Origin of the sequence: Mycolicibacterium aurum (assembly GCF_900637195.1) — a bacterium.
Classification (GTDB): Bacteria; Actinomycetota; Actinomycetes; order Mycobacteriales; family Mycobacteriaceae; genus Mycobacterium; species Mycobacterium aurum.
In genome coordinates this window covers 3,750,874-3,773,921 of record NZ_LR134356.1, presented here as the reverse complement: position 1 = coordinate 3,773,921, position 23,048 = coordinate 3,750,874, and the positions used below count along the sequence as shown (strand labels likewise).

The 23,048-nt window shown below is 66.5% G+C and carries 23 protein-coding genes; 11 read left to right on the top strand and 12 right to left on the bottom strand.

The window, feature by feature from the left end:
* Positions 1-3 precede the first annotated feature (3 nt).
* Together EL337_RS17620 and EL337_RS17615 are read left to right on the top strand one after the other, a co-directional pair.
* Positions 4-705, top strand: coding sequence for an AzlC family ABC transporter permease (locus tag EL337_RS17620; RefSeq protein ID WP_109860073.1), 702 nt, complete (start codon positions 4-6; stop codon positions 703-705).
* Positions 698-1,024, top strand: a complete 327-nt coding sequence (locus tag EL337_RS17615; protein ID WP_048631840.1) for a branched-chain amino acid transport AzlD family protein — start codon at positions 698-700, stop codon at positions 1,022-1,024. The genes EL337_RS17620 and EL337_RS17615 overlap by 8 nt, the downstream gene beginning before the upstream one ends.
* Position 1,025: 1 nt before the next feature.
* On the opposite strand, the gene EL337_RS17610 is transcribed toward EL337_RS17615, so the two are convergent.
* Entirely contained in the window at positions 1,026-1,673 is a 648-nt protein-coding gene (locus EL337_RS17610; RefSeq protein WP_048631839.1) for a TetR/AcrR family transcriptional regulator, read from the bottom strand.
* A 65-nt stretch (positions 1,674-1,738) separates the two neighbouring features.
* Between EL337_RS17610 and EL337_RS17605 the strand changes: the two genes are divergently transcribed.
* Together EL337_RS17605 and EL337_RS17600 are read left to right on the top strand one after the other, a co-directional pair.
* A complete protein-coding gene (locus tag EL337_RS17605) occupies positions 1,739-2,770 on the top strand; it encodes an aromatic ring-hydroxylating dioxygenase subunit alpha (RefSeq protein ID WP_048631838.1) in 1,032 nt (343 codons plus the stop codon).
* A gap of 26 nt (positions 2,771-2,796) precedes the next feature.
* A complete protein-coding gene (locus tag EL337_RS17600; RefSeq protein ID WP_048631837.1) occupies positions 2,797-3,870 on the top strand; it encodes an NAD(P)H-dependent amine dehydrogenase family protein in 1,074 nt (357 codons plus the stop codon).
* A gap of 63 nt (positions 3,871-3,933) precedes the next feature.
* Here the strand turns inward: EL337_RS17600 and EL337_RS17595 are convergent, their stop codons facing one another.
* A complete protein-coding gene (locus EL337_RS17595) occupies positions 3,934-4,665 on the bottom strand; it encodes an integrase core domain-containing protein (protein WP_197724121.1) in 732 nt (243 codons plus the stop codon).
* 206 nt (positions 4,666-4,871) lie between these two features.
* A complete protein-coding gene (locus tag EL337_RS17590) occupies positions 4,872-5,216 on the bottom strand; it encodes a transposase (RefSeq protein WP_083443034.1) in 345 nt (114 codons plus the stop codon).
* Between the two features lie 88 nt (positions 5,217-5,304).
* Between EL337_RS17590 and EL337_RS17585 the strand changes: the two genes are divergently transcribed.
* On the top strand, positions 5,305-6,732 hold the full coding sequence (locus EL337_RS17585; RefSeq protein ID WP_048631834.1) for an HNH endonuclease signature motif containing protein: 1,428 nt from the start codon (positions 5,305-5,307) through the stop codon (positions 6,730-6,732).
* A gap of 22 nt (positions 6,733-6,754) precedes the next feature.
* On the opposite strand, the gene EL337_RS17580 is transcribed toward EL337_RS17585, so the two are convergent.
* The 6 genes from EL337_RS17580 to EL337_RS17555 form a co-directional block, all read right to left on the bottom strand.
* On the bottom strand, positions 6,755-8,383 hold the full coding sequence (locus EL337_RS17580) for an FAD-dependent oxidoreductase (RefSeq protein WP_048631833.1): 1,629 nt from the start codon (positions 8,381-8,383) through the stop codon (positions 6,755-6,757).
* Positions 8,384-8,601: 218 nt separating this feature from the next.
* Complete coding sequence (locus EL337_RS17575; RefSeq protein WP_048631832.1) at positions 8,602-9,342, bottom strand: SDR family NAD(P)-dependent oxidoreductase; 741 nt, start codon at positions 9,340-9,342, stop codon at positions 8,602-8,604.
* A 31-nt stretch (positions 9,343-9,373) separates the two neighbouring features.
* Positions 9,374-11,005, bottom strand: a complete 1,632-nt coding sequence (locus EL337_RS17570; protein ID WP_048631831.1) for a dipeptide ABC transporter ATP-binding protein — start codon at positions 11,003-11,005, stop codon at positions 9,374-9,376.
* Positions 11,002-11,889 carry an ABC transporter permease gene (locus EL337_RS17565; protein ID WP_048631830.1) on the bottom strand — a complete coding sequence of 296 codons (888 nt, stop codon included), beginning with the start codon at positions 11,887-11,889 and terminating at the stop codon, positions 11,002-11,004. Before EL337_RS17565 ends, EL337_RS17570 begins: the two co-directional genes overlap by 4 nt.
* Entirely contained in the window at positions 11,886-12,842 is a 957-nt protein-coding gene (locus EL337_RS17560) for an ABC transporter permease (protein ID WP_048631829.1), read from the bottom strand. The genes EL337_RS17565 and EL337_RS17560 overlap by 4 nt, the downstream gene beginning before the upstream one ends.
* The gene (locus EL337_RS17555; protein ID WP_048631828.1) at positions 12,843-14,387 is read right to left on the bottom strand and encodes an ABC transporter substrate-binding protein; all 1,545 of its coding nucleotides are present in this window, start codon (positions 14,385-14,387) and stop codon (positions 12,843-12,845) included.
* Positions 14,388-14,517: 130 nt separating this feature from the next.
* Here EL337_RS17555 and EL337_RS17550 point away from each other — a divergent pair, with 130 nt between their 5' ends.
* Positions 14,518-15,033 carry a hypothetical protein gene (locus EL337_RS17550; RefSeq protein WP_048631827.1) on the top strand — a complete coding sequence of 172 codons (516 nt, stop codon included), beginning with the start codon at positions 14,518-14,520 and terminating at the stop codon, positions 15,031-15,033.
* A 45-nt stretch (positions 15,034-15,078) separates the two neighbouring features.
* Positions 15,079-16,164: an NAD(P)H-dependent amine dehydrogenase family protein gene (locus tag EL337_RS17545; RefSeq protein WP_048631887.1), complete on the top strand. Its 1,086-nt coding sequence runs from the start codon at positions 15,079-15,081 to the stop codon at positions 16,162-16,164.
* 182 nt (positions 16,165-16,346) lie between these two features.
* On the opposite strand, the gene EL337_RS17540 is transcribed toward EL337_RS17545, so the two are convergent.
* A complete protein-coding gene (locus tag EL337_RS17540; protein WP_048631886.1) occupies positions 16,347-17,432 on the bottom strand; it encodes a class I SAM-dependent methyltransferase in 1,086 nt (361 codons plus the stop codon).
* Between the two features lie 66 nt (positions 17,433-17,498).
* Between EL337_RS17540 and EL337_RS17535 the strand changes: the two genes are divergently transcribed.
* Both EL337_RS17535 and EL337_RS28760 read left to right on the top strand, forming a co-directional pair.
* Positions 17,499-18,236: an SHOCT domain-containing protein gene (locus EL337_RS17535; protein ID WP_048631826.1), complete on the top strand. Its 738-nt coding sequence runs from the start codon at positions 17,499-17,501 to the stop codon at positions 18,234-18,236.
* A gap of 34 nt (positions 18,237-18,270) precedes the next feature.
* Positions 18,271-18,429, top strand: a complete 159-nt coding sequence (locus EL337_RS28760) for a hypothetical protein (protein ID WP_157866307.1) — start codon at positions 18,271-18,273, stop codon at positions 18,427-18,429.
* A gap of 4 nt (positions 18,430-18,433) precedes the next feature.
* Here EL337_RS28760 and EL337_RS17530 read toward each other — a convergent pair whose 3' ends face one another.
* On the bottom strand, positions 18,434-19,075 hold the full coding sequence (locus tag EL337_RS17530) for an MBL fold metallo-hydrolase (protein WP_048631825.1): 642 nt from the start codon (positions 19,073-19,075) through the stop codon (positions 18,434-18,436).
* Positions 19,072-20,157, bottom strand: a complete 1,086-nt coding sequence (locus EL337_RS17525; protein ID WP_048631824.1) for an S-(hydroxymethyl)mycothiol dehydrogenase — start codon at positions 20,155-20,157, stop codon at positions 19,072-19,074. Before EL337_RS17525 ends, EL337_RS17530 begins: the two co-directional genes overlap by 4 nt.
* A 95-nt stretch (positions 20,158-20,252) precedes the next feature.
* Here EL337_RS17525 and EL337_RS17520 point away from each other — a divergent pair, with 95 nt between their 5' ends.
* Both EL337_RS17520 and EL337_RS17515 read left to right on the top strand, forming a co-directional pair.
* A complete protein-coding gene (locus EL337_RS17520) occupies positions 20,253-21,872 on the top strand; it encodes a LuxR C-terminal-related transcriptional regulator (RefSeq protein ID WP_048631823.1) in 1,620 nt (539 codons plus the stop codon).
* Between the two features lie 87 nt (positions 21,873-21,959).
* Positions 21,960-23,030, top strand: a complete 1,071-nt coding sequence (locus EL337_RS17515) for a class I SAM-dependent methyltransferase (protein ID WP_048631822.1) — start codon at positions 21,960-21,962, stop codon at positions 23,028-23,030.
* Positions 23,031-23,048: the final 18 nt, after the last annotated feature.

Below are 23,048 nucleotides of genomic sequence, written 5' to 3'. Positions count from 1 at the left end.
TGCTTGTCGCACAGTCCGGAGCCCGACCACTCGCTGCGTACCGTCCTGGCCTTGTCGGCGCCGATCGGGCTCGCGTTCATCCCGCTCGGTACTGCGTTGGGACTGCTGGTGGTGCACGCCGGGCTGGCGTGGTGGTGGGCACCGGTGTTCGCCGCGGTCATCTACGCCGGGTCGCTGGAATTCCTCATGGTGCACCTCGCTGCGACGGCCGCGCCTCTGGCGACGGTGGCGCTGACCACGTTCGTGGTGAACTCACGGCACGTGTTCTACGCGCTGTCGTTCCCCCTGCACCGGGTCCACGGTGTGGCGGCCAAGGTCTACAGCACCTACACGCTGTCTGACGAGGCCTACGCAGTCGGCGTCAGCCCGGAGGCTCGGACGTGGACCACCCGGCCGATCCTGCTGATGCAGCTGTGCTTTCATCTGCTGTGGGTTGCCGGTGCGACCCTCGGCGGTCTGGTCGGCGAGGCGTTGCCCATCGATCGGCTGGTGGGGCTCGACTTCGCGTTGACCGCACTGTTCATCGTGCTCGGCATCGACGCGTATCGGCAGCGGCCGGACCGGCTCACGGCGGTGTGCGCGGCGGCATGTGCGGTCATTGCGTGGCTGGTGGTTCCCGGTCAGATGTTGGTGTGCGCCTTCGCGGCGTTCACAGGTGTGTTACTGGTACGGATGATGGTGCAGCGCAGGGCCGACCGTGCCTGACAACGGTTACATCGCACTGCTGGTCCTGGTCAGCTCCGCGATCACCTGGGCGCTACGCGCGCTGCCGTTCGCCGCGCTGGCTCCGCTGCGGGAGAGCCGGGTGGTCACCTACCTCAGCGTGCACATGCCGGTCGGCGTCATGGTGATCCTGGCGATCTACACGCTGCAGACGGTGGTCGGCGACACCGGAACGCAGGTCCTCTGGCTCGCGATCGCCGTGGCGGTGACAGCAGGACTGCATCTGTGGCGGGGTCAGGCACTGCTCAGCATCCTCGTCGGCACGACGTGTTACGTGACACTGATGTCGTTGTGGGCGTGAGTCATTCCGAGGACTGCAGATAGGCGACCAGTGCGTTGGTCAGTCCGCGGCGCGCCACGTCCAGGTCGGCGTAGGAGCCGAGCTGGCGCTCCGAGACCAGACCCCGCATTGCTCCGGGGATCAAGGTGGCGACCTCGCGGAGCCGCTCGGGGTCGATGCCGAGTCCGGCGAACGCGCTGCGGCAGGTTTCCAGCCACGACTGTCCCCACGAGTACAGTTCGGCGGCGGTCTGCGGATACTGGCGTTCCAGTTCGGCGTGGTCGCGGGGGAGTGCGGCCCGAAGATTCTCGATCGCTCTCGAATCCGGCTCTGCCAGACCGTCATACAGCGTGTCGATGATGGCGGCGACGCGGTCACGCAACGAGGCCCCGGCGTCCACGGAACCGAACACGTCGGCGCGACGCTCGGCGGTGCGGTGCAGCACAGCGGCCCAGAAGCCGTCGGCGTCGCCGAACTGGTATTGCACTGCGCCCCAGGTGGCGCCGATGTCCTTGGCGATCCGGTTGGCCGATACCGAACCGGGCTCACCCGATGCCAGCGAGCGCAGCGCCGCCTCCAACATGTTCTCGCGGGTGGCCTGGCCGCGCCGATTTGTGCGGCGCACAGGCGCCGCAGCACCGATCCCCGCCGACTCGGCCGCCTCGGTCATGCGGAGAGACTAGCATTTCGTAGAACCCACTATGCTTCTTTCATTGAGTGTTCTATCATTCACGGATGGCTAAGCCGCCCTTGTCGATGAAGCCGACCGGCTGGTTTCAGGTCGCCTGGGCCGACGAGATCGGCATCGGTGACATCCACACCATGAAGTACTTCGACCAGGAGATGGTCGCGTGGCGCGCCGAGTCCGGCCAGATCACGGTGATGAATGCCTACTGCGAACACCTGGGCGCACATCTTGGCTACGGCGGCACGGTCCACGGCGAGGTTCTGCAGTGCCCGTTCCACGGCTGGCAGTGGAATCAGCAGGGGCGCAACGTGTGTATCCCCTACGAGGACCGTCCCAACCGGGGCCGCCGGATCAAGACCTATCCGGTGGTGGAGCGCAACGAGTCGGTGTACATCTGGCACGACATCGAGAACCGCGAGCCGTTCTTCGAAGCGCCGGACATCTTCGCCGACTTCGGCGACACGCGCGGTGCCGGGGACTACTACCCGCAGCAGCGGTTGTTCCAGCAGGGCCTGGAGATGCATCCGCAGTACGTGTTGGAGAACGGGGTGGATTTTGCGCATTTCAAGTACGTGCACCAGACCCCGATCGTGCCGGTGTTCACGCGTCACGACTTCGACGATCCGGTGTCCTATGTCGACTTCACCATCACTTTCGAAGGTGATGACGGACAGAAGATCGAGGACATCAACAGTGGCGTTGAAGCCATCAACGGTGGACTCGGCATCGCGGTGACGAAGAGTTGGGGGATGATCGACAACCGCACCATCTCGGCGATCACTCCGGTCGACGAGTCCACCTCCGACGTGCGGTTCATGGTCTACATCGGGCGTCCGCCGGCGGGCTCGGCCAAAGACCCGGCACGCGCAGAGGCGAAGGCGCGCGACTTCGGCGCCGAGGTGATCCGGCAGTTCAGCCAGGACATCCACATCTGGGCGCATCAGCGCTACTCCGACCCCCCTGCGCTTGCGAGTTCGGAGCTCGAGGGTTTCACCGCAATCCGCAAGTGGGCGCTCAAGTTCTATCCCGACGGTAAGGGCGGCAGCGCCGCCGAGCTGGCCGCGCGTTCCGCGCACTGACCACAGCGTTCTCAGAAAGGCTTCGCATGGCGATCAAGGTTTTCCAGGTGGCGACCGGCAACGTCGGTTCCGAGATGATCAAGAGGATGGCCGACCAGCCGGATCTCGAACTCGTTGGTGTGCACTGCTATTCGCCGGACAAGATCGGCAGGGACGCGGGTGAACTCGCCGGGCTGGCGCCCAATGGGGTGACCGCCACCGGCACGATCGAGGAGATCATCGCCGCCCGTCCCGACGTACTCACGTTTCATGGCGTGTTCCCCGACGAGGACCTCTATGTCAAGGTGCTCGAAGCCGGGATCAACATCGTCACCACCGCCGACTGGATCACCGGCTGGCACCGCGACCGCAACCACCCGCATCACTCGGGAAAGCCGGTCACCCAGCTGCTCCAAGAAGCCTGTGAGAAGGGCGGTTCCACGTTCTACGGCACCGGGATGAATCCCGGCGTCAACCAGATCCTGGGCGTGGTGTGCTCAGCGGACGTCGCCGAGATCGAGAACGTCACCACGATCGAATCCGTCGACGTCTCCTGCCATCACTCCAAGGACACCTGGATCGAGGTCGGTTACGGCCAGCCCGTCGACGACCCTGAAATCCCAGGCAAGCTGGAGAAATACACGCGGGTGTTCGCTGACAGCGTCTACATGATGGCCGACTGCTTCGATCTGACGCTTGACGAGGTGAAGTTCAGCTATGAGCTCGGAGCCTGTACCAAGGACGTCGACCTGGGGTGGTACCAGCTACCGAAGGGCTCGTTGGGCGGCAACTACATCAAGTACCAGGGCATGGTCGACGGCGTTCCGCGCGTCGAGACGCATCTGGAGTGGCAGATGACCCCGCACACCGATCCGAGCTGGGATATCAAGGGCTGCTACATCACCCAGATCAAGGGTGACCCGAACATCTACAACAAACACATGATCTTCCCGAAGCCAGGCGTGGATCTCTCCGATCCCAGCAGCTTCGCGTCCATCGGGATGACGGTGACCGGCATGCCGGCACTCGCCTCCATCAAATCGGTCGTTGCAGCGCGCCCCGGCATCATCACGAGCGCCGATCTCCCGCTACGTGGATTCGCGGGACGGTTCAAGCTGTAGGCCGCGCTCGCCGAGTGAGACGGCTCGGACCGCCTCAATGTGTCGTACCCCGGTTGTCTTGAGTCAAGTTTTTGGCAGGCTCTGGGCGTCGAGGTAGGCCTGTTTGGGGGTGCGGTCGGCCAGTGCTTGGTGGGGTCGGATGGTGTTGTAGATGATGCGGAAGCGGTGGGCTTCCATGTCGAGTGCGTCGCCGTCGCCGATGTAGCCGCGGAACAGGTGCTCGTATTTCAGGGTTCCGAAGAAGCGCTCGATGACGCCGTTGGTTTGTGGAGACTTGATCCGGGTGCGGATGTGGCGCAGGACAGGGTCGTGGCCGGTGAACAGTGTTTGGAAGTCTTTTCCGCGGTAGCAGGGTCCGTTGTCGGAGACCAGCGCGATGGGAGCGGGTGCGCGTCCGATGATGGTGTCTTCGGCGTCAAGGACGTCCATTTCGCCGCGATCAAGTCGCAGGTCGGCGAGGTTGAGCACACGGGTGGCTTCTTCGACCGCGAGGCGCACGCAGTGCACGGCGTCGCGACCGCGGCCGGTAGGGGTGTCGGTGATGGACAGGCAGTATTTGGTGACGTAGTCGATGACCGCGCTGATGCGCCAGATGCCGCCGTGGGCGGTTTCGAATTCAGAGAAGTCGGTCTGCCAGACACGGTTGCGTTCGGTTGGGGGGTCGTGAAAGACGCGCCGGCGCAGCACTGCCCACGATTTGCGGTCGGCCCGGAAGCCCTGAGGCAAGAGCAGACCGCGTCGGCGCAACGCTCGTTGCACCGAGGAGTTAGTGACCTCATAACCGTCGGCGCGCATGAGTGCGGCGATCTTGCGGTAGCCCCAGGCCGGCCAAGCTTCGGCGTACTTGGCCGCGATCGCTTCGATGCGATCGACCACCGGCGCCGGCCAGGGCCCCTTGACCGGATCACCGGCACGCAGACGTGCCAGCCGGCGTCGGTAGGTCCGCTCCGGGATGCCGGCTAGCGATGCGAACCTCGAAACCGGCAGACCGGCTGCCTCTCTTAGGGTTTCGAGGTCCGCGAAGGGACTTGGTCTGCCCAGGCTGCTCCGCGCTGCCAGATCCGGAGCTGCACCGTGGCCTCAGCCAACGCCAGCTTGAGTTCCTCGTTCTCCTGACGCAGCCGACGTTGCTCAGGGGTGCCGGCACGCCCGGCCGGGCCGCTGGGCACTTCTTCCATGCGCTGGGCACCGGCTTCGAGGAACTGGTGCTTCCACTTGGTGACCTGGGTTGGGGCCACTCCACACCGTCGAGCTGCTTCGGCACCGGTCATTTCTCCGGCCAGCACCGCCAGTACCAGCCGCGTCTTCTCCTCAGCCGGGATCTTCGTTCGTCGTGATCGGACCATGACCCACTCAACCTCCTCCGCGGCCCGCTGTGAATAGCGCGGCCATGACAGAAAGTTTGAGTCAGTGGACCACCATATAATCGAACGCATGTTCGACTCTGCTACGCCGAGGGAACTCGTCGATGCGATGGGTGTGGCGGCGCGGGCGGAGTCGGCGGCGATCGCGCAGCGGTTGGCGGCGGTGGCGGCGCTGTTCCAGCAGCGGAAGCGCTCCTATGTCGAGGCAGGCATGGTGCGCACTGATGTGCATGTGGCGGTCGCTGCTGAGGTGTCGGCGGCGCAGAACATCAGCCGATCGCGCGCGAGAAGCCAAGTGGATTGGGCGGTGTCGTTGCATACCCGGTTGCCCAGGGTTGCTGATGCGTTCGCCCGGGGCGACATCGATTACCGCATGGTGGCGATGGTTCTGATGCGCACGGAGAACGTCGAGGATGAGGTGATCGGTGCTCTTGATGAGGCGTTGGCGCCGAAGTTGAGCCGCTGGATGCGGTTGTCGAAGAACAAGCTGCGTGATCGCGTCGACCTGTGGGTGGCTGATTTCGATCCGGCTGGGGTGCGGGTGCCGCCGATCGCGAAAGACAACCGGTACTTCGATGTTGCCCCGGATGTGCCGGGGATGGCCTACGCCGGGGGTGTGCTCAACTCCGAGGACGCTGCGGCGTTGGATCAGCGCCTGGACGCGGTGGCGGCCACGGTGTGCCCCAACGATCCACGCAGCCGCAACCAGCGGCGCGCCGACTCCGCGGGTGCACTGGGTCGGGGGGAGTCGAGTCTGGCCTGCCAGTGCGGATCGAGGGACTGCACAGCGGCTGGGGTCGGGGAATCGGCTGCGCAGGTGGTGATTCATATCCTGGCCGAGCAGGCCACGGTGGAGGGCACCGGCGACAAGGCGGGTTATCTGTCCGGATTCGGGGTGCTTCTGGCCGAGCAGGTGCGCGCCGCAGCCAAGACGGCGAAGCTCGTGCCGGTGCGGCTGCCCGGTCCCGGGCCGGAGAACGGCTACCGTCCGTCGGCGGGGTTGAAAGACTTTCTGCGGTGGCGGGATCTGACGTGCCGGTTCCCGGGGTGTGATGATCCGGTGCAGCGCTGCGATGTGGACCATACGACGCCGTGGCCGTTCGGGGTCACTCATGCCTCCGGGCTCAAGCATTACTGCCGGACCCATCACATCGTGAAGACGTTCCTGACCGGGGTCAACGGGTGGACGGATGAGCAGCGTTGTGACGGCACGATCGTGGTGACCTCACCGACGGGGCACGTCTATGAAACCGAGCCCCTCGGGGGCCTGTTGTTCCCGTCCTTGCGGGTGCCTACCGCCCCGGTGCCCGAGGTCGCGGTGCCCCAGGCAGAAGGGTCCAGCAAGACAGCGATGATGCCGCGGCGCAGCAGAACCCACGAACAGGACCGCAAGGCCCGCATCGCCCGCGAGCGGCGACAACGCATCCAGATCAACGCCGAACGTGAACGCCAACACCGCGCCTGGCTCGCCGAAACCTACCAACCACCACCCTTCTGATTCCACGCAGGGCGGCAGTCTGTCATCCCGACGTCGACCGGGCCGCGGTGAGAAGGTCCTCGACCGCAACGAATTTCACTCTCGGCCGGGACGTCGCCGTACCACGTTCACGTTCGGCGGAATCGATCGCCCGCCAGCCGCTCCACGTCACCGGGGCAATGCCGCGTTGATCCATCAACGCCCGCAGCGCTTCTCGGTCCGCGACGGTCCGCGTGAGCGCACCGTCGTCGAAGTCGGCGAGGAGGGCGGCCACCGTCTCTTCGGCGCAGGAGCGGTTCGTGCCGATCACCCCCTGCGGTCCGCGCTTGATCCAGCCGGTCACGTAGACGCCGGGCATCGGGTGTCCCGACTCATCGGTCACCCGGCCTCGGTCGTGGGGGACGGTGCCGCTGGACTGATCGAACGGCAGACCGGGCAGGGGCACTCCCCGATAACCGATGGACCGCAACACCAACGACGTCTCGATGAGCTCGTCGTCGTTACTGCCGTCGTCGGTGCGCGTGACCCGCACGCCCGTCACCGCCGCCGTGCCTTCGAATGACGTTGGGGTGCAGTGGAATCGGAACACAATGCGCTTGTTCCCCGGCGTCGACGCGCGCTGCGCGTAGTCGCGGGCTATCTCCAGCTTGGTCGCCGTCTCGACGTCGTCTTCGGGGTCGGCCGCCAGCTCCGATGCTTCGACGCCGTCGATCACCACGTCGACGCCGGGGACGTGGCCCAGCGCCAGGAACTCGCCGACCGAGAATGCGGCCGACCGAGGTCCGCGCCGACCCAGGACGATCACCTCCTCGATCGAACTGCCGGACAACGCATCCAGCGCATGGGTGGCGATGTCGGTACTCGTCAGCTCGTCGTGGGACATCAGCAGCACCCTGGCGACATCGAGGGCCACGTTGCCGTTGCCCACGATCACTGCGCGCCGGCCCGACAGGTCGAACTCATGCTCGGCGTGGTCGGGATGGCCGTTGTACCAACCGACCATCTCAGACGCCGGATAGCTGCCTGGCAGCTGTTCCCCGACGATTCCGAGATTGCGACTCGACGACGACCCGACGGCGTAGATCACCGCGTGGTGATGATCGAGGAGCTCCTCGTGACTGAGGTGCGTGCCGACCTCGACGTTGAGGTGACATCCGAAACGCTTGTTGGCGAAGGCGGATGCGAAAAGGTCCACGACCGACTTCGTGCTCTGATGGTCCGGCGCAACGCCCGCCCTGATCAGGCCGAACGGAGTGGGGAGCCGCTCGAACAGGTCGACCTCCACACCGTCTACGGCGATCAGCGCGTCCGCGGCGTAGCAGGCCGCGGGCCCCGAACCGACCACGGCGACGCGCAGCGATCCGGCTGCGACAGGGGAGTGCTGTTTGGGCGCCGACGCCGAATCGGGAGTCAGCGGGTGGCGTTCAAAGTACGCCGCGTTGAGGTCGCGGAATCGCAGCAGGTTCTCGGGCAGGTCTTCGTCGTAGTGGATCGCGTCGACCGGGCACTCGTCCATGCAGGCACCGCAATCGATGCAGGATTCCGGGTCGATGTAGAGCATCTCGGTGCCGGTGAACTCGCCGATACCGCCGGCCGGTCGGATGCAGTCCACCGGGCAGACCGGTACGCAACTGGCGTCCTTGCAGCAGTTCTGTGTGATCACATAGGCCATCGAATGACCCCGCGGACTGATCGGCACCGATCTGTACTGGACACTTGTCCAGTTTAGGTTGGAGGCGCGCTGAAGCGCAATTCATGGACGAGAAGTGTTCTGGCCAGCCATATCGGTCACCCGCCTGGCGGCCGGCCGAGCTCGTTGCTACGCCACCGCGGAGACGATGAGCAGCGTCAGAAGGCGTAATAGTGGACAGATGTCCATCAGGGCGTGGGTCAGCCGGCGCCCTTGCCGTTGTCGACCCGGTAGACCGCTCCGTGGATCGCCGCGGCATCATCGCTCGCCAGGAACGCGATCGTCTTGGCGACGTCCTCGGTCTCCATGAAGCCGCGCGGGGAAGCGATGCGCATGATCAGGTCCCAGTCGGCATTCTCCGGCGCCTCGAACTCGGTGCTCTGCGCGGTCGGCATTCCGCCGGGACAGATTGCGTTGACTCGAACCTTCTCCTTGGTGAACTCGATGGCCAGCGCCCGGGTCAGCCCGATCAGTCCGTGCTTGGCGGCACAGTAGCCGGCCGAGTAGACCTCCCCTTCGACCCCGGCGATCGATGCGACGTTGACAATGTTGCCGCCCGTCTCCAGCAAGTGGGGCAATGCGGCGCGGCAGAGGTAGAACGGACCGTTCAGGTTCACCGACAGATCCATCGCCCAGTCGTCGTCGGTCATCGTGACCGTGTGCCGCATCTTGTGGAATCCGGCGATGTTGGCCAGGACGTCGAGCCTGCCGAACGTGGCGACGCAATCGCTGACCGCCTGTGCACACGCGGCGGGTGAGGTGACATCTACCGATGAGTAACTCCCGCCGGGGATGTCGGCGAACACCTCGGCCATGCGCTCTGCGTCCCGTGCGATGCCGAACACGGTGGCACCCCGTTCGGCGAACAGTCTGGCCGTAGCCGCTCCCAGACCTGCCGACGCCCCCGTGACCAATGCGACCTTGCCGCTCAGCTGATTCATGCCCACGACTTTCTCACGGGCCTGACGCCGGTCAGACGGCGGTGGGCGGTCCTGTGGCGGCTCGCGGGCGCACAGGCGGGACTGCGGCGAGCAGCGCGCGCGTGTACTCCTGCTGAGGTGCGGCGAAAAGCTCGTCGGACGAGCGATTTTCGACGACGACACCGTCGCGCATCACGAGGACCTCATGGCTGAGCTGGCGGATGACGGCCAGATCGTGACCGATCAGCAGATACGTCAGGCCCAGCTCGGCCTGCAGCCGTGACAGCAGATCGAGCACCCGAGCCTGCACCGACACGTCCAACGACGCCGTCGCCTCGTCCAGGATCAACAGATCCGGTTCTGCGGCCAGGGCGCGGGCAATGCTGATGCGCTGCCGCTGCCCGCCGGAGAGCTCATGCGGGTAGCGCTGCGCGAACTCGGCCGGAAGTCCCACGAGGTCGATCAGCTCTTCGACGCGGCGTCCGTGGGCCTCTTTGCCGTCCACCAATTTGTGCACCAGCAGTGGTTCCGCGATCGAACTGTCCACCCGGGCACGCGGATTCAACGATGCGAACGGATCCTGGAACACCATGCCGATTCGCCGGCGAATGCCCTTGGCGGCGGCGCCTTTGACATGCAGGACATCTGCACCGGCCAGTGTCGCCGTACCGGAGTCGGGCTTCACCAGCCCCGTCAGCGCCGCCGCGACCGTCGACTTTCCCGATCCGGATTCGCCGACGAGGCCCAGGGTTGTGCCGCGCCGGATCTGGAAGCTCACATCCTTCACCGCATGCACCGTCGAACGGCCCACGGGAGTCGAGACCGCGAACCGGACGTCGAGCCCGTCGACCTGGAGCAGCGTCTCGGCATCCTCGACGGAGGGCGGACCCGTCCGGTCGAGCACCGGGCGGGCGGCCAGCAGGTCGCGCGTGTACTCCTCGCGTGGTCGGTCGAAGACGTCCATGATCGGGGCCTGTTCCACCACCGCGCCGTTGCGCAGCACCGTCACGTCGTCGGCGACCTGACCGACCACCCCGAGGTCGTGGCTGATCCACACGACGGCCGTACCGAAATCGCGCTGCAGCGCCCGCACCAGGTCGATGATCTGTGCCTGTGTCGTCACGTCCAGCGCGGTGGTGGGTTCGTCGGCGATCAACAGCTCCGGGTCACATGCCAGAGCGATCGCAATCATCACACGCTGACGCTGCCCGCCGGAGAGCTGGTGCGGGTAAGCATGCAGGCGCATCTGTGGGTCGGGCAGGCCGACCGCCTCGAGCAGTTCGAGCGCACGACTGTTGGCGGTGCGCCGCGTCATACGACGATGTGTCTCAAGCGATTCGGTGATCTGGCGTTCCAGCGTCAACAGCGGGTTCAACGAGGTGCCGGGGTCCTGGAAGACGAACCCGATGCGCGCCCCGTGAACGCTGCGCAACACACGCGCAGTGGCGCCGACTAAGTGGACCGGGTCGCCGTCGGGTCCGCCGGTGAGCGTGCTCGTGCCGCTGACGCGCGCTCCCGGCGCGTCGAGCAGACCGGTGGCAGCCAGCACGGTCATGGTCTTGCCCGACCCCGACTCGCCGACAATGCCGACCGTCTTCTCCCTCTCGACGTCGAACGACACGTTGTCGACGATGCTGCGTGCACCGATACGCACGCTCAGGTCCCTGACGTCGAGAACGGTCACCGGTCGCGCCTCCTGGCTTCGATGGCGGTGCGGTGCTTGGGATCGAGGACGTCGCGCAGGCCGTCGCCGAACAGGTTGAACGCCAGCACGATGACGAAGATCGCGGCGCCGGGGAACACGGCCATCCACCAGGCCATCGTGACAAAGCCTTGCGAATCGAAGATCATCCGCCCCAGCGAGGGTTCGGGAGGTTGAATTCCCAAGCCCAGGAACGACAGTGCCGCCTCGGAGAGGATGGCGAACGCCAACGACAGCGAGGTCTGCACGATGAGTGGCCCGGCGATGTTCGGCAGGATGTGCCGGCGCAGGATGTACACGTCTCCGGTGCCCATCGCGCGGGACGCCGATACGTACGGTTCGGTGCGCACGCCCAGCGTGCTCGCGCGGGACACCCGCGCGAAGATCGGTGTGTACACGATGCCGATCGCCAGCATGGTCGTCGTCACCCCCGGCCCGAGGATGGCGACCACCGCGAGCGCGAGCAGCAGCACCGGGAACGCGAACATCACGTCGACCACCCGCATCAGCGCGGTGTCCAGCCAGCCACCGCGATACCCGGCGACGACGCCGACGGCCACCCCCACGACCACGGCGAACGTCACGCTCACCACCGCGATCCGCATGGACGCCTGGATGGCGACAAGCACGCGCGACAGCACGTCACGGCCCAGCTCGTCAGTGCCGAACCAGTGAGCGCCGCCCGGCGGCTGCAACGCGTTGGGCACATCGACATCGTTGATGCCGTACGGGGCGATCCACGTCGCCGAGACCGCAACGACAGCGACGAGGATCAGCACGAGCGTGCTCAGCAGAGTCACCGGGTTGCGCGCCAGCAGCCGCCATGACGACAGCCGCCCGGACTCTTCGGTGTTCACGGTCGTCATCCCAGCCGGATCCTCGGGTCTGCGACGGCGTAGAGCACATCGACGAGCAGGTTGATCGCCAGGAACAGGGCTGCGATGAGTAGCACGGCGCCCTGGATGAGGGGGTAGTCGCGAGCGGCGACGGCATTGAAGACCAAGCGGCCCAGGCCGGGCCAGGCGAAGACCACCTCGACGACGATCACTCCGCCGAGCAGGGTGGCGAGCTGGATGCCGGTGATCGTCAGGATCGGCACCAATGCATTGCGGACGGTGTGCCGGAAGGTCACCACGCGCGGGGACAGGCCTTTCGACCGGGCGGTGCGCACGTACCCCATGGCGGCGACGTCGAGCACCGCGGACCGGACGTAGCGGGTCATGATCGCCGCGGCGACGACGCCGACGGTGAGGCCGGGCAGGATGATGTGCCGCAGCCATCCGGCCGGATCCTCGAACAGGGGTCGGTAGCCCGAGGTGGGAAGCCAGCCGAGCACCGTCGAGAACAGCGCGATCAGCAGGATCCCCAGCCAGAAGTCCGGTATCGAGACCCCGAACTGACTGGTGACCCGCACGAGCGCGTCGCTGACCCGGCCTTCGCGCAGCGCCGAGTAGATGCCGGCAGGCAGGGCGATCACCAGGGCGATGACAATGCCGGCGAAGCCCAGCGACAACGTGGCGGGCAGTCGCTCCAGCAGTGTCAGCGTGACCGGGTCACCGTTGCGGAAGCTGACACCGAGATCGCCGGTGAGTGCCGAGCCGATATAGCCGAAGAACTGTGACACCAGGGGACGGTCGAGACCGCTTGCCGTGCGCAGTGCTTCATAGGCTTCGGGGGTATACCGGGTGCCCAGGGCGATCCTCACCGGGTCGCCGGGCACCAGGTGCACCAGAGCGAACACGACGATCAGGACCCCGAACAGCACGACCGCGGAATACAGCAGCCGGCGCAGGACGAATCGGAGGATCGGATTGGTCACCTACGCACCGCCGTCCGCGTTCAACGTCGCGTCGCGGAATCGGACCGCGCCATCGCGTCGAGCGTCATAGCCGGACAACGCCGGATTCCACGCCTGGATCACCGACGGGTTGTACAGGTAGACGTAGCTGACCTCGTCGGCGATCAACGTCGCCGCCTTGGCGTAGACGTCCTTGCGGGCGTTCTCGTCGGTCTCGACGCGTCCCGCGTCGAGCAGCCGGTCGACCTCGGGGTCGGAGAACTTCTGGGCGTTGCTCGTCCCGTCGGTGTGGTGCTGCGCATAGTAGAAGTCATCGGGATCGATGTTGCCCAGCCACCCCATCATCAGCATGTCGAAGTTGCCGGAGTTCTGTTCGTCGAGCCAGGTGGCGAAGTCGACAGTCCGGATGTTGACCGAAATGCCCAGCGGCGCAAGATTGTCGGCGATGATCTGCGCCGCGGTGACGGTCTCGGGATATTCCGTGGTGACCAGCATGTCGAGGTTGCGCGGCTCGGCACCGGCCTCCCGCAGCAGGTTTCGCGCTGTCTCCAGGCCCGCTTCGCCGTCTTCGCGGTACCTGTCGTAGCGCGTGAACCACGGATTGCCCTCCGGTATCGCAAGCTGGTTCGCCGCCGCGGTGCCGTAGCTGGTCGCCTGCACGATCGCCTCGCGGTCGACGGCGTAGGCGATCGCCTGCCGCACCCGCACGTCGTTCCACGGTTCCCGCGCCTCGTTCAGCGCGAGGTACCAGTAGTCGTTGCTGGGGGTGACCGCCAGGTGCAGCGAGTCGTCACTGCCGAGTTGTGCGACGCGTTGCGGAGGGACGGAGTCGGTCCAGTCGACCTCGCCGGCCTGCAACGCCGACAGCGCCGTGGACGGTTCCGAGATGAAACGGAAGGTCACCCCCGAGATGTCGGGTTCGCCACCCCAGTAGTTCGGGTTGGCGCCCAAGGAGATCGAGTCGCCGCTCTTCTGGCCGATGAATTCGAACGGTCCGGTCCCGACGGGATGCGTGGCTATCTGACCGATCTCCACATTCGCGCGTGACACGATGGCCATGCCTTTGAAACCGCCGATGTTGGTCAACATGTTCGGGGTGGGCCGGTCCACCCGGATCACCACAGTGGCCGGGTCGGTGGCCTCGACCGACTGCACGGAACTGAATTTGTCGGAGTTCGCCAGCTGCTCGTCGATGATGCGGCGGTAGGAGTAGACGACGTCGTCGGCGGTGAGCCGGGTGCCGTCGTGGAACGTGACGCCGGGCCGCAGGTGGAAAGTCCAGGTCAGCTCGTCCGCGCTGGTCTCCCACGACTCGGCCAGCGCGGGTTGCATCTGCAGGTTCTCGTCTGGTTCGACCAGTGTGTCGAATACGTTCTCCAGCACCTCGAACGAGAAGTAGGCCGTGGTCTTGTGCGGGTCGAGCTGATCGGGTTCACCCGCGATGGCCGCCACCAGCGAACCGGACGCTCCGTCGCCCAGATCGACGCGCTGCCCGGTGGAGCATCCTGCGGCAACTACTGCGCAGATGGCGAGGACAGCGGTGTACACCGCCGCCGTCCTCGTCATGTGCAACCACCCCGGAGCTCGAGTCTGCTCCCGGTCCTCTACCCGGATGCGCCGCGCGACTAAACCCGTCGGCACGCGGCAGACGACAAACCCGTGACTTTGTCCACCTCCGGCTGAAATACTGCGGGGCATGAGCATGCTGCGCGGTCTGGCCGCGGTCGCCGTCCTCGTCGGTGGGTCCGTGGCCACGGCTGTCCCGGCCCAAGCTGACACCCCGGTGATGGAAGGCGTCTACAACTACGTGTCCGAGGGCCAGTCGGGGACCTGGACCTTCTACCCGTCATGCGTGCCCGTGGTCGGCGATCTCCGTGAGCCGCTGTACCTGCCCGTCGGGTGTCAGCTCCACGTGGCACCGTCGGCGGGGTTGACCGGCGGCGACGCCCGTCTGGTCGGCGGGTTGTGGAGCTTCACGACGCCGAAGAAGGAGGGCATGCAGTGCCCGGACGGCAGCTGGGAGCCGACGGTCGAGGTGGTCAAGTTCAACGAGACCTCAGGGACTCGCAGCATCACCCACACCGGTAACTGCGGCATGCCGCCGGGAATCATCGACATTCCGTTCACCCTGTCGTTCAAGCAGCCCGGGCCGATCCCGATCGATCAGTACCCGCTGATCTGCGAGCCCGGTGGCCTTCGACGCTGCTTCTGACGCCGCATCCCGACCCGACCCGACGAGACGATAGGTGGCATGCGCATGATCGGAATCGAACCGAAGCGTGTGGTGATCTGGGGGACCGGTTTCGTCGGCAAGATGGTGATCGCCGAGGTGGTCAAGCACCCCAGGTTCGAGTTGGTGGGCGTCGGAGTCAGCAACCCCGACAAGGCCGGCCGCGACGTCGGTGAGATCTGCGGGCTCGGTCACAGCCTCGGACTGATCGCCACCGACGACGTCGATGCGCTGATCGACCTCAAGCCCGACGCGCTGGTGCACTACGGGCCCACCGCGGCACACGCCGACGCCAACATCGAGCTGATCACCCGGTTCCTTCGCGCGGGCATCGACGTGTGCTCCACCGCGATGACGCCGTGGATCTGGCCCACCATGCACCTCAACCCGCCCAACTGGATCGAACCCATCACGGTGGCCTGCGAACTGGGGGAGTCGTCGTGCTTCACCACCGGCATCGACCCCGGCTTCGCGAACGACCTGTTCCCGATGACGTTGATGGGGCTGTGCTCTGAGGTCCGCAAGGTGCGCGCGTCGGAACTGCTCGACTACACCAACTACGAGGGCGACTACGACAGAGAGATGGGCATCGGCAAGCCGCCTGAGTACCGTCCGATGCTGGAGAACTCCGATATCCTGGTATTTGCCTGGGGCGCAACGGTTCCGATGATCGCGCACGCTGCGGGCATCATGCTCGACGAGATCACCACCACGTGGGAGAAGTGGGTGACCCCGGACGAGCGCAAGACCGCCAAGGGCGTCATCGCGCCTGGCAATGTCGCTGCCGTCCGGTTCACCATCAACGGGTTGTATCAGGGCGAGAACCGCATCCAGCTCGAGCACGTCAACCGCATCGGCAACGATGCCGCGCCGGACTGGCCCTCGGGCAACGAGAACGACGTATACCGCGTCGACATCGAAGGCACCCCGAGCATCTTCCAGGAGACGGCCTTCCGATTCACCGACGGTTCGGGCCGCGACGCGGCGGCGGCCGGATGCCTGGCCACCGGCCTGCGCGCACTCAACGCGGTGCCGGCCGTCAACGACCTCTCACCCGGCTGGGTCACCGCCCTGGACCTACCGCTGATTCCCGGGGCCGGCACCATCCGTTAGCGCGGTGGGTGGCGGTCGACAACCTCGTCGAGTCTGCGCTGCAGGTGACGCCGGGTCTGCGTGTGTCCGAGGGCCACGCGCTGCCCGCCGTGTGGGCCGACCTGCTGCGCCGGCTGGGCCGCAACGCCGAGGCTGCCGCCCGGTACCGGCTGGCGATCGCCCGCGTGCAGAACACGCAGACCCTACCTCTTCGGGCGTTTGTGCAGAACCACGTGCGCGAGCGGGATCTGCATCTTCTCCGGCGCGGCGGCAAGACGCGTCGCGACACCGGCTTCGAGGCGATCGAAGAACTCCGGCGCGCGCGGATCCATGGCCCCGTTGTCCAGCGCCATCAACAGCGCCGGGAAGACTGAGGCGCGGGCGAATTCGGCCCACCGCTGCCCGAAAGCCCTTGCATCCTTGTCGATCTGATATCGGTTCCAGAAACGGTCGTCGGCGTCGAACACGTCCAGGTGCTCGATGTCGAGTCCCTCGAACCGGCCGGAGGGGGCGAAGGGAGCCGCGAAGTCACCGACGCGCCGCCCGACCGTCGGGATACACATTCGGGACATCTCGTCATCGGTCAGCAATCCGGCGGCGGCCACCTCGTCGAGTGCGTCGACGAGCGCGGACAGCAGTGGGCGGTAGCCGAACTCGCCGTCTTCGCCGATCGCCATGGTCATCACGACCAGCCGGCCACCGGGACACAGCTCGCGACCGCGGAAGGCGACGAACTCGTGCCAGTCGTGCGCGGCCTGCTTGGCATACGCCGCGCGAACGCTGTCGTCGGTGCAGTAGTCGACCTGGATGTGGCCGTCGATGCTGCACGGGACCCGGCTCAACCAGTGGATGGCCCAGGAACTCCAGCCGAGGTTAACGCTGTTCGACGGCAGGATCTGGGAGTAGAACGAGCGACCCACCGCCGAGGCGAACGTGGCCCGATCTTTGTCCAGGTATGTGTCGGGATCGCTTTCCAGCGTGCGGAACAGCTCGGTGAAATCGTTGTCCGGCCGGTCGGTGTGAGCCACCAGAACCGAATGCTCGGGACGGGTTCGCGTGCGCAGTACTGCGATTGCGGCACCGATCGGCAGCAGTGAGTTCAGGCCGTTGGCCGCGCCGTAGTCGGCGATGACGATAGGTTGCGGTGCAGCCGGGAGCGGTACCGCGGCGGCCGCCCGCTCGAAGACGGCGATCGCGGCAGCCAGGCCTGCGGCCTGCAGTCGCGAAGCGGCGCTGTAGGAACCGCTGTCCCTCGGCTCCGGCCGCACGACGATGCTCGATTCAGCCATCATCAGTGGAACGGTAGTCCTCGGTTGATGAACACGCCGCCAAACGTCCCGTGTCACACTCAGCGGGTGAAGGCACGGGTGGGACCGCGGGCCGCTCTCATCAGCGCGATCCTGGCGCTGGTGGTCGGAGGCGGCGGCCTGGTGGCATCGCTTGTGCTCAGCGCGTTCGTGTTCGACGACTACGACGCGTACGGCGAGGTGCCGATACCGGGATCGAGCCGCCTTCATCTCCCCGCCGGTGAGGTGACGATCAGCTTCCACACGCTGGTGACCGGGGGGCCCAATGGCAGCTTCCCGATACCTCCGCTACAGGTCGGCATCACTCCGCCCGAGGGTGTCGCCGACCCGGTGCTCACCGAGAGCATGGGTACGACGACCTCGGTGAACAGCGATGTCCGCGTGCGAGTATGGGTCGCTCAGGTTGCCGAAGAAGGCGTCTACGACGTCGAGGCCGGTGGCAACGTCAACGGCTACATCAACCCGCAGCTGGCGTTCGGGAAGGACAGCTCGCCGGGCGGGCTGCTGTGGGGGTTCGGCGCGGTGCTCGCCGTGGGAGTCGTCGCACTGTTCGCCGCGATCGGCTGGCGAACGCGTTCGGCGCGGCGGCCGCAGGTGCCCCCGGCGCCGGTGAGCCTCGACGAGCTGAGCTGGCCCGGCCCGGTGCCGCCGCCGTTGTCCAGCTACGAGCCCACCGACCAGGGTGTGCGACTGGAGCAGCTCAAGACGCTCGCGGCGCTGCGTGCTTCAGGAGCACTGACGGAGGCGGAGTTCGAAGCCGAGAAGCGGCGCGTTCTGGGTGGCTAGTTCCGAAGCGGCGCCGACGGGGTACCTGCCAAGCATGTCGACGCCATCGGATGAAGCAGATGTCACCCGCCGATTGACCGAGGACGCGCCCGAGGCCGCACGGCAACGTCCGCCGGCCGCCGAGGCGGCGGACAAGCACATCACCGACGACGGAGACGGCGGCTACACGCCGAGCACCCCGCCGGGCGGCTGAGCACTCAGCTGCCTTTGGCCACCCATTCGTCGTAGTGCACGATCTCGTCGCCGACCGTGGTCGTGTCGCCGTGACCGGTGTAGACCACGGTCTCGCCGGGCAACGTGCCGAGGCGGCCGGAGATCGACTCCAGGATGGTGGGGAAGTCGGAGAACGAGCGCCCGGTCGCGCCCGGTCCACCCTGGAACAGCGTGTCACCGCTGAACACCGCGTTCAGCTCCGGCGCATGCCAGCACACCGAACCGGGGGAGTGCCCAGGTGTGTGCAGCGCGCGCAGCTCGGTCCCGGCGACCCGCAACGTGTCACCGTCGGCGATCGAACGAAAATCGCTGTCTGGGTGCGTCATCCGCCACAGGACATCGTCGGCGGGGTGCAACAGCACCGGCGCGTCGAGTGCCTTGCCGAGCGCGGGGGCGACAGTGACGTGGTCGTTGTGCCCGTGGGTGCAGACCACCGCCAGCACATGCCTGCCTGCAACTGCCTCGATGATCGGGTCCGCGGTGTGGGCGGCGTCGAACACCACCACCTCTTTGTCGTCGCCGACGAGCCAGATGTTGTTGTCGACGTCCCAGCTTCCGCCGTCGAGTTCGAAGGTGCCGCTGGTGACCAGTCGCTGGATCGGACCGGCGGATCCGCCCGTGCTCACAGGACCACGACCGAACGCAGGACCTCACCGGCATGCATCTTGTGGAACGCGTCCTCGATCTGGTCGAGCCCGATGCGCTCCGAGACGAACTTGTCCAGAGGGAAGCGGCCCTGCAGGTACAGGCTGATCAGCGTGGGGAAGTCGCGCTCGGGCAGGCAGTCGCCGTACCACGACGACTTCAAAGATCCACCGCGGGAGAAGAAGTCGATGAGCGGCATCTCCAATGTCATGTCCGGGGTCGGCACCCCGACCAGAACCACGGTGCCCGCCAGATCCCGTGCGTAGAACGCCTGCTTCCAGGTCTCCGGCCGGCCGACCGCATCGATCACGACGTCGGCGCCGTTGCCGTCGGTGAGATCGTGAATGGTCTCCACCGGGTCGAGCTCCTTGGCGTTGATCGTGTGGGTCGCCCCGAACTCGCGGGCCCAGTCCAGCTTCCGGTTGTCGGTGTCGACGGCGATGATCCGCTTGGCGCCGACCAGCCGGGCGCCCGCGATGGCTGCATCACCCACGCCGCCGCAGCCGATGACTGCGACGGTGTCGTCGCGGTTGATCGCCCCGGTGTTGATCGCGGCACCCAGACCCGCCATCACGCCACAGCCGAGCAGCCCCGCGGCGGCCGGATCGGCGGCGGGATCGACCTTGGTGCACTGCCCTTCGTGGACGAGCGTCTTGTCGGCGAACGCGCCGATGCCCAGCGCGGGCGTCAGCTCGGTGCCGTCGGTGAGGGTCATCTTCTGTTCGGCGTTGAAGGTGTCGAAGCACAGGTGTGGGCGGCCGCGCTTGCAGGCGCGGCATCGTCCGCACACCGCACGCCAGTTCAGCACCACGAAGTCACCCGGTTCGACATTCGTCACCCCGGCGCCGACCGTCTCGACGACGCCGGCAGCCTCGTGACCGAGCAGGAACGGGAACTCGTCGTTGATGCCGCCCTCGCGGTACGTCAGGTCCGTATGGCAGACGCCGCACGCTTGGATGTCGACAACCACCTCGCCCGGTCCGGGGTCGGGGATGACGATGTCCACCACCTCGACCGGTTGGCCTTTCGTCCGTGAGATCACACCGCGCACCGTCTGGGTCATGCCTAAACCCTAATATGTCGCCCCGCCGCACCGGTGCCTGGCCAAAAGGTTCATCGGGCTGACCTGAGCAGGCTGTTCGGCGATAATCGGGGTTGATGTCGACCGAGGCCCAGTCCGATCTGCTGTCCGCAGCGCGCGCCGCCCACCAGCGGCGAGACTGGTCGGTGAGCTACCAGACCTTCGAACTCGCGGGCCGGTACGCGCCGCTGCCCACCGATGACCTGGAGTCGTTCGCGTTGGCGGCATGGCGGCTGGGCCACATCAAAGAGTCCAGCCGCGCCGCGGAGCGGGTGTTCACCGAGTTGACCCGCAGGGATCCCGCAGCCGCCGCGATGAAAGCCAACGAGCTGGCACTGGCCTGGTTGATCCGCGGCGACGTCAACATCGGGCAGGGGTGGATGAACCGGGCCCGCCGCCTGCTCGCAGGCGCCGACGAGAGCCCGGCCCACGGCTATCTGGCCTATCTCGACGCGGTGGTGGCCGCGATGCTCCAGCACCTCGACGCCCTCGCCATCCATGTACAGGACCTGCGCGCAATCGCGGCGCGACTCGAGGCGCCCGCGGTGAGTGCGCTCGCGCTGATCGCCGCGGGGCTCGAGGCGATCCTGCACGCACGCACCGCCGATGGGTACGCGCTGATCGACGAGGCGATCCTGCCTCTGGTGGCCGACCAGGTCCCCATCGAATGGGCCGGCGACATCTATTGCGTCGTGCTTCATCACTGCCACAAGCTGGCCGACCTACCGAGAATGCGGGCGTGGACCCAGTCGATGGAACAGTGGTGCGGTCTGTCCGGATCCGTGCCCTACGGCGGTGTGTGCGACGTGCACCGGCTGCAGATCCAGGTGGCCACCGACGACTACCGCGTCCTCGAAGCCCGGCTGGAGCTGGCCAGCCGCGCTCTGACCGAGGTCAACTCCTGGGCGGCTGCCGAAGGCTACTACCAACTCGGTGAGGTCCGCCGATTGATGGGGGACTTCGACGGCGCGGCAACGGCTTTCGACCAGGCGCGGGCATTCGGGATGGATCCTCAACCCGGCGAGGCGCTGCTGGCGTGCCGACGCGGTGACGCCAACGCGGCATGGACGGCCATTCGGCTCGCTCTCGCCGGCGGCGACCGTTTGGTGCGGGTGCGACTGTTGCGTGCCGCCGTCGAGATCGCCCTCGGTCGCGACGCCCTTGACGAGGCCGAAACCTGTTGCCGCGAGCTGGAAGCCGACGCGGAGGCGTTCGCCACACCGGGGTTCCTGGCGTGGGCCGCGCATGCGCGGGGCGCCGTCGCCGTGCGCAGAGGCGACCACGAAACGGCGCTGGCATCGCTGCAGATCGCGTTGCGCGAGTATCGGACCCAGCAGTCCCGCTATGAGACGGCCGAGGTCTACGAGTGGATGGCGTTGGCGCGGCAAGGACTCGGCGACGACGAAGCCGCTGCTGCCGATGCCGCGACCGCCGACGCGATCTACGCCCAGCTGGGTGCTGAGCCGGCCGGGATCTGTGGGGCTCCGTCACCGGGTGGCCTGACGCGGCGAGAGCAGCAGGTGCTGGCCCACATCGCACGGGGTGCCACCAACCGTCAGGTGGCCCAGCAGTTGCACGTGTCCGACAAGACCGTCGGCAGACACCTGGCCAACATCTACGCCAAGCTCGGGGTGTCCACCCGCACCGCGGCGGCCAGTTGGGCGTTCCAGCACGGGGTGCTCACCGAGAGCAACTGATCTGCATCATGTGCACCACGCGGTGAACTGGCCGGACACATCAATTGCCCGATGACGGGGCGGCGCCGGAGACCTAGCGTTGCGGACATGACAACACAGATTGAAAGTCCGGACACCACCGAGGAGTTCGCCGAGCGAATCGTCGGAGCCATCGACGCCGCCAGCACGGCGATCCTGCTGTCCATCGGGCACCAGACCAAGCTGTTCGATGTTCTCGCCACCCTGCCGCCGGCGACCAGCACCCAGATCGCCGACGCCGCCGGGCTCAACGAACGCTACGTGCGGGAGTGGCTCGGTGGCATGGTCGCCGCTCGGATCGTGGATCTCGACGCGGCGGGTCAGACGTTCTCGCTGCCGCAGCATCGTGCCGCCGTGCTGACTCGGCGCGCAGGACCGGACAACCTGGCCAGGGTCGCGCAGTTCATCCCACTGCTCAGTGAGGTGGAGCAGAAGGTGATCCGCTGCTTCCACGACGGAGGCGGTCTGTCGTACGCCGAGTACCCCCGCTTCCACACCCTGATGGCCGAACAGAGCGGTGAGGTCTTCGACGCCGCACTGATCGACGCGATTCTCCCGATGGCCGAGGGTCTGCCGGAGCGCCTTCGGCGCGGCGCCGACGTGGCCGACTTCGGGTGCGGCAGCGGTCACGCCATCAACTTGATGGCCGCGGGGTTCCCCGACAGTCGATTCGTCGGCATCGATTTCTCCGATGAGGGACTGGCGGCGGGCAGGCAAGAAGCGCGAGAGCGCGGACTGACCAATGCGACCTTCCAGGCCTCCGATGTGGCCGACTACGACGCGGCCGAGGCGTTCGACGTCATCACCGCATTCGACGCCATCCACGACCAGGCGCATCCGGCGCGGGTTCTGCAGAACATCTATCGGGCGCTACGCCCTGGCGGCACGTTCCTGATGGTGGACATCAAGTCGTCCAGCCGAGTGGAGAACAACGTCGGCGTCCCGTTCGCGACCTACCTCTACACGGTGTCGACGATGCACTGCATGAGCGTGTCGCTGGGTCTCGACGGGGATGGACTGGGCACCTGTTGGGGCCGTGAGCTCGCCACCTCGATGCTGGCCGACGCGGGATTCGTCGACGTCCAGGTTCACCAGATCGACACCGACCCGATCAACTTCTACTACGTCGCCGGAAAATGAGGTCTGGCTAGGCTCGTG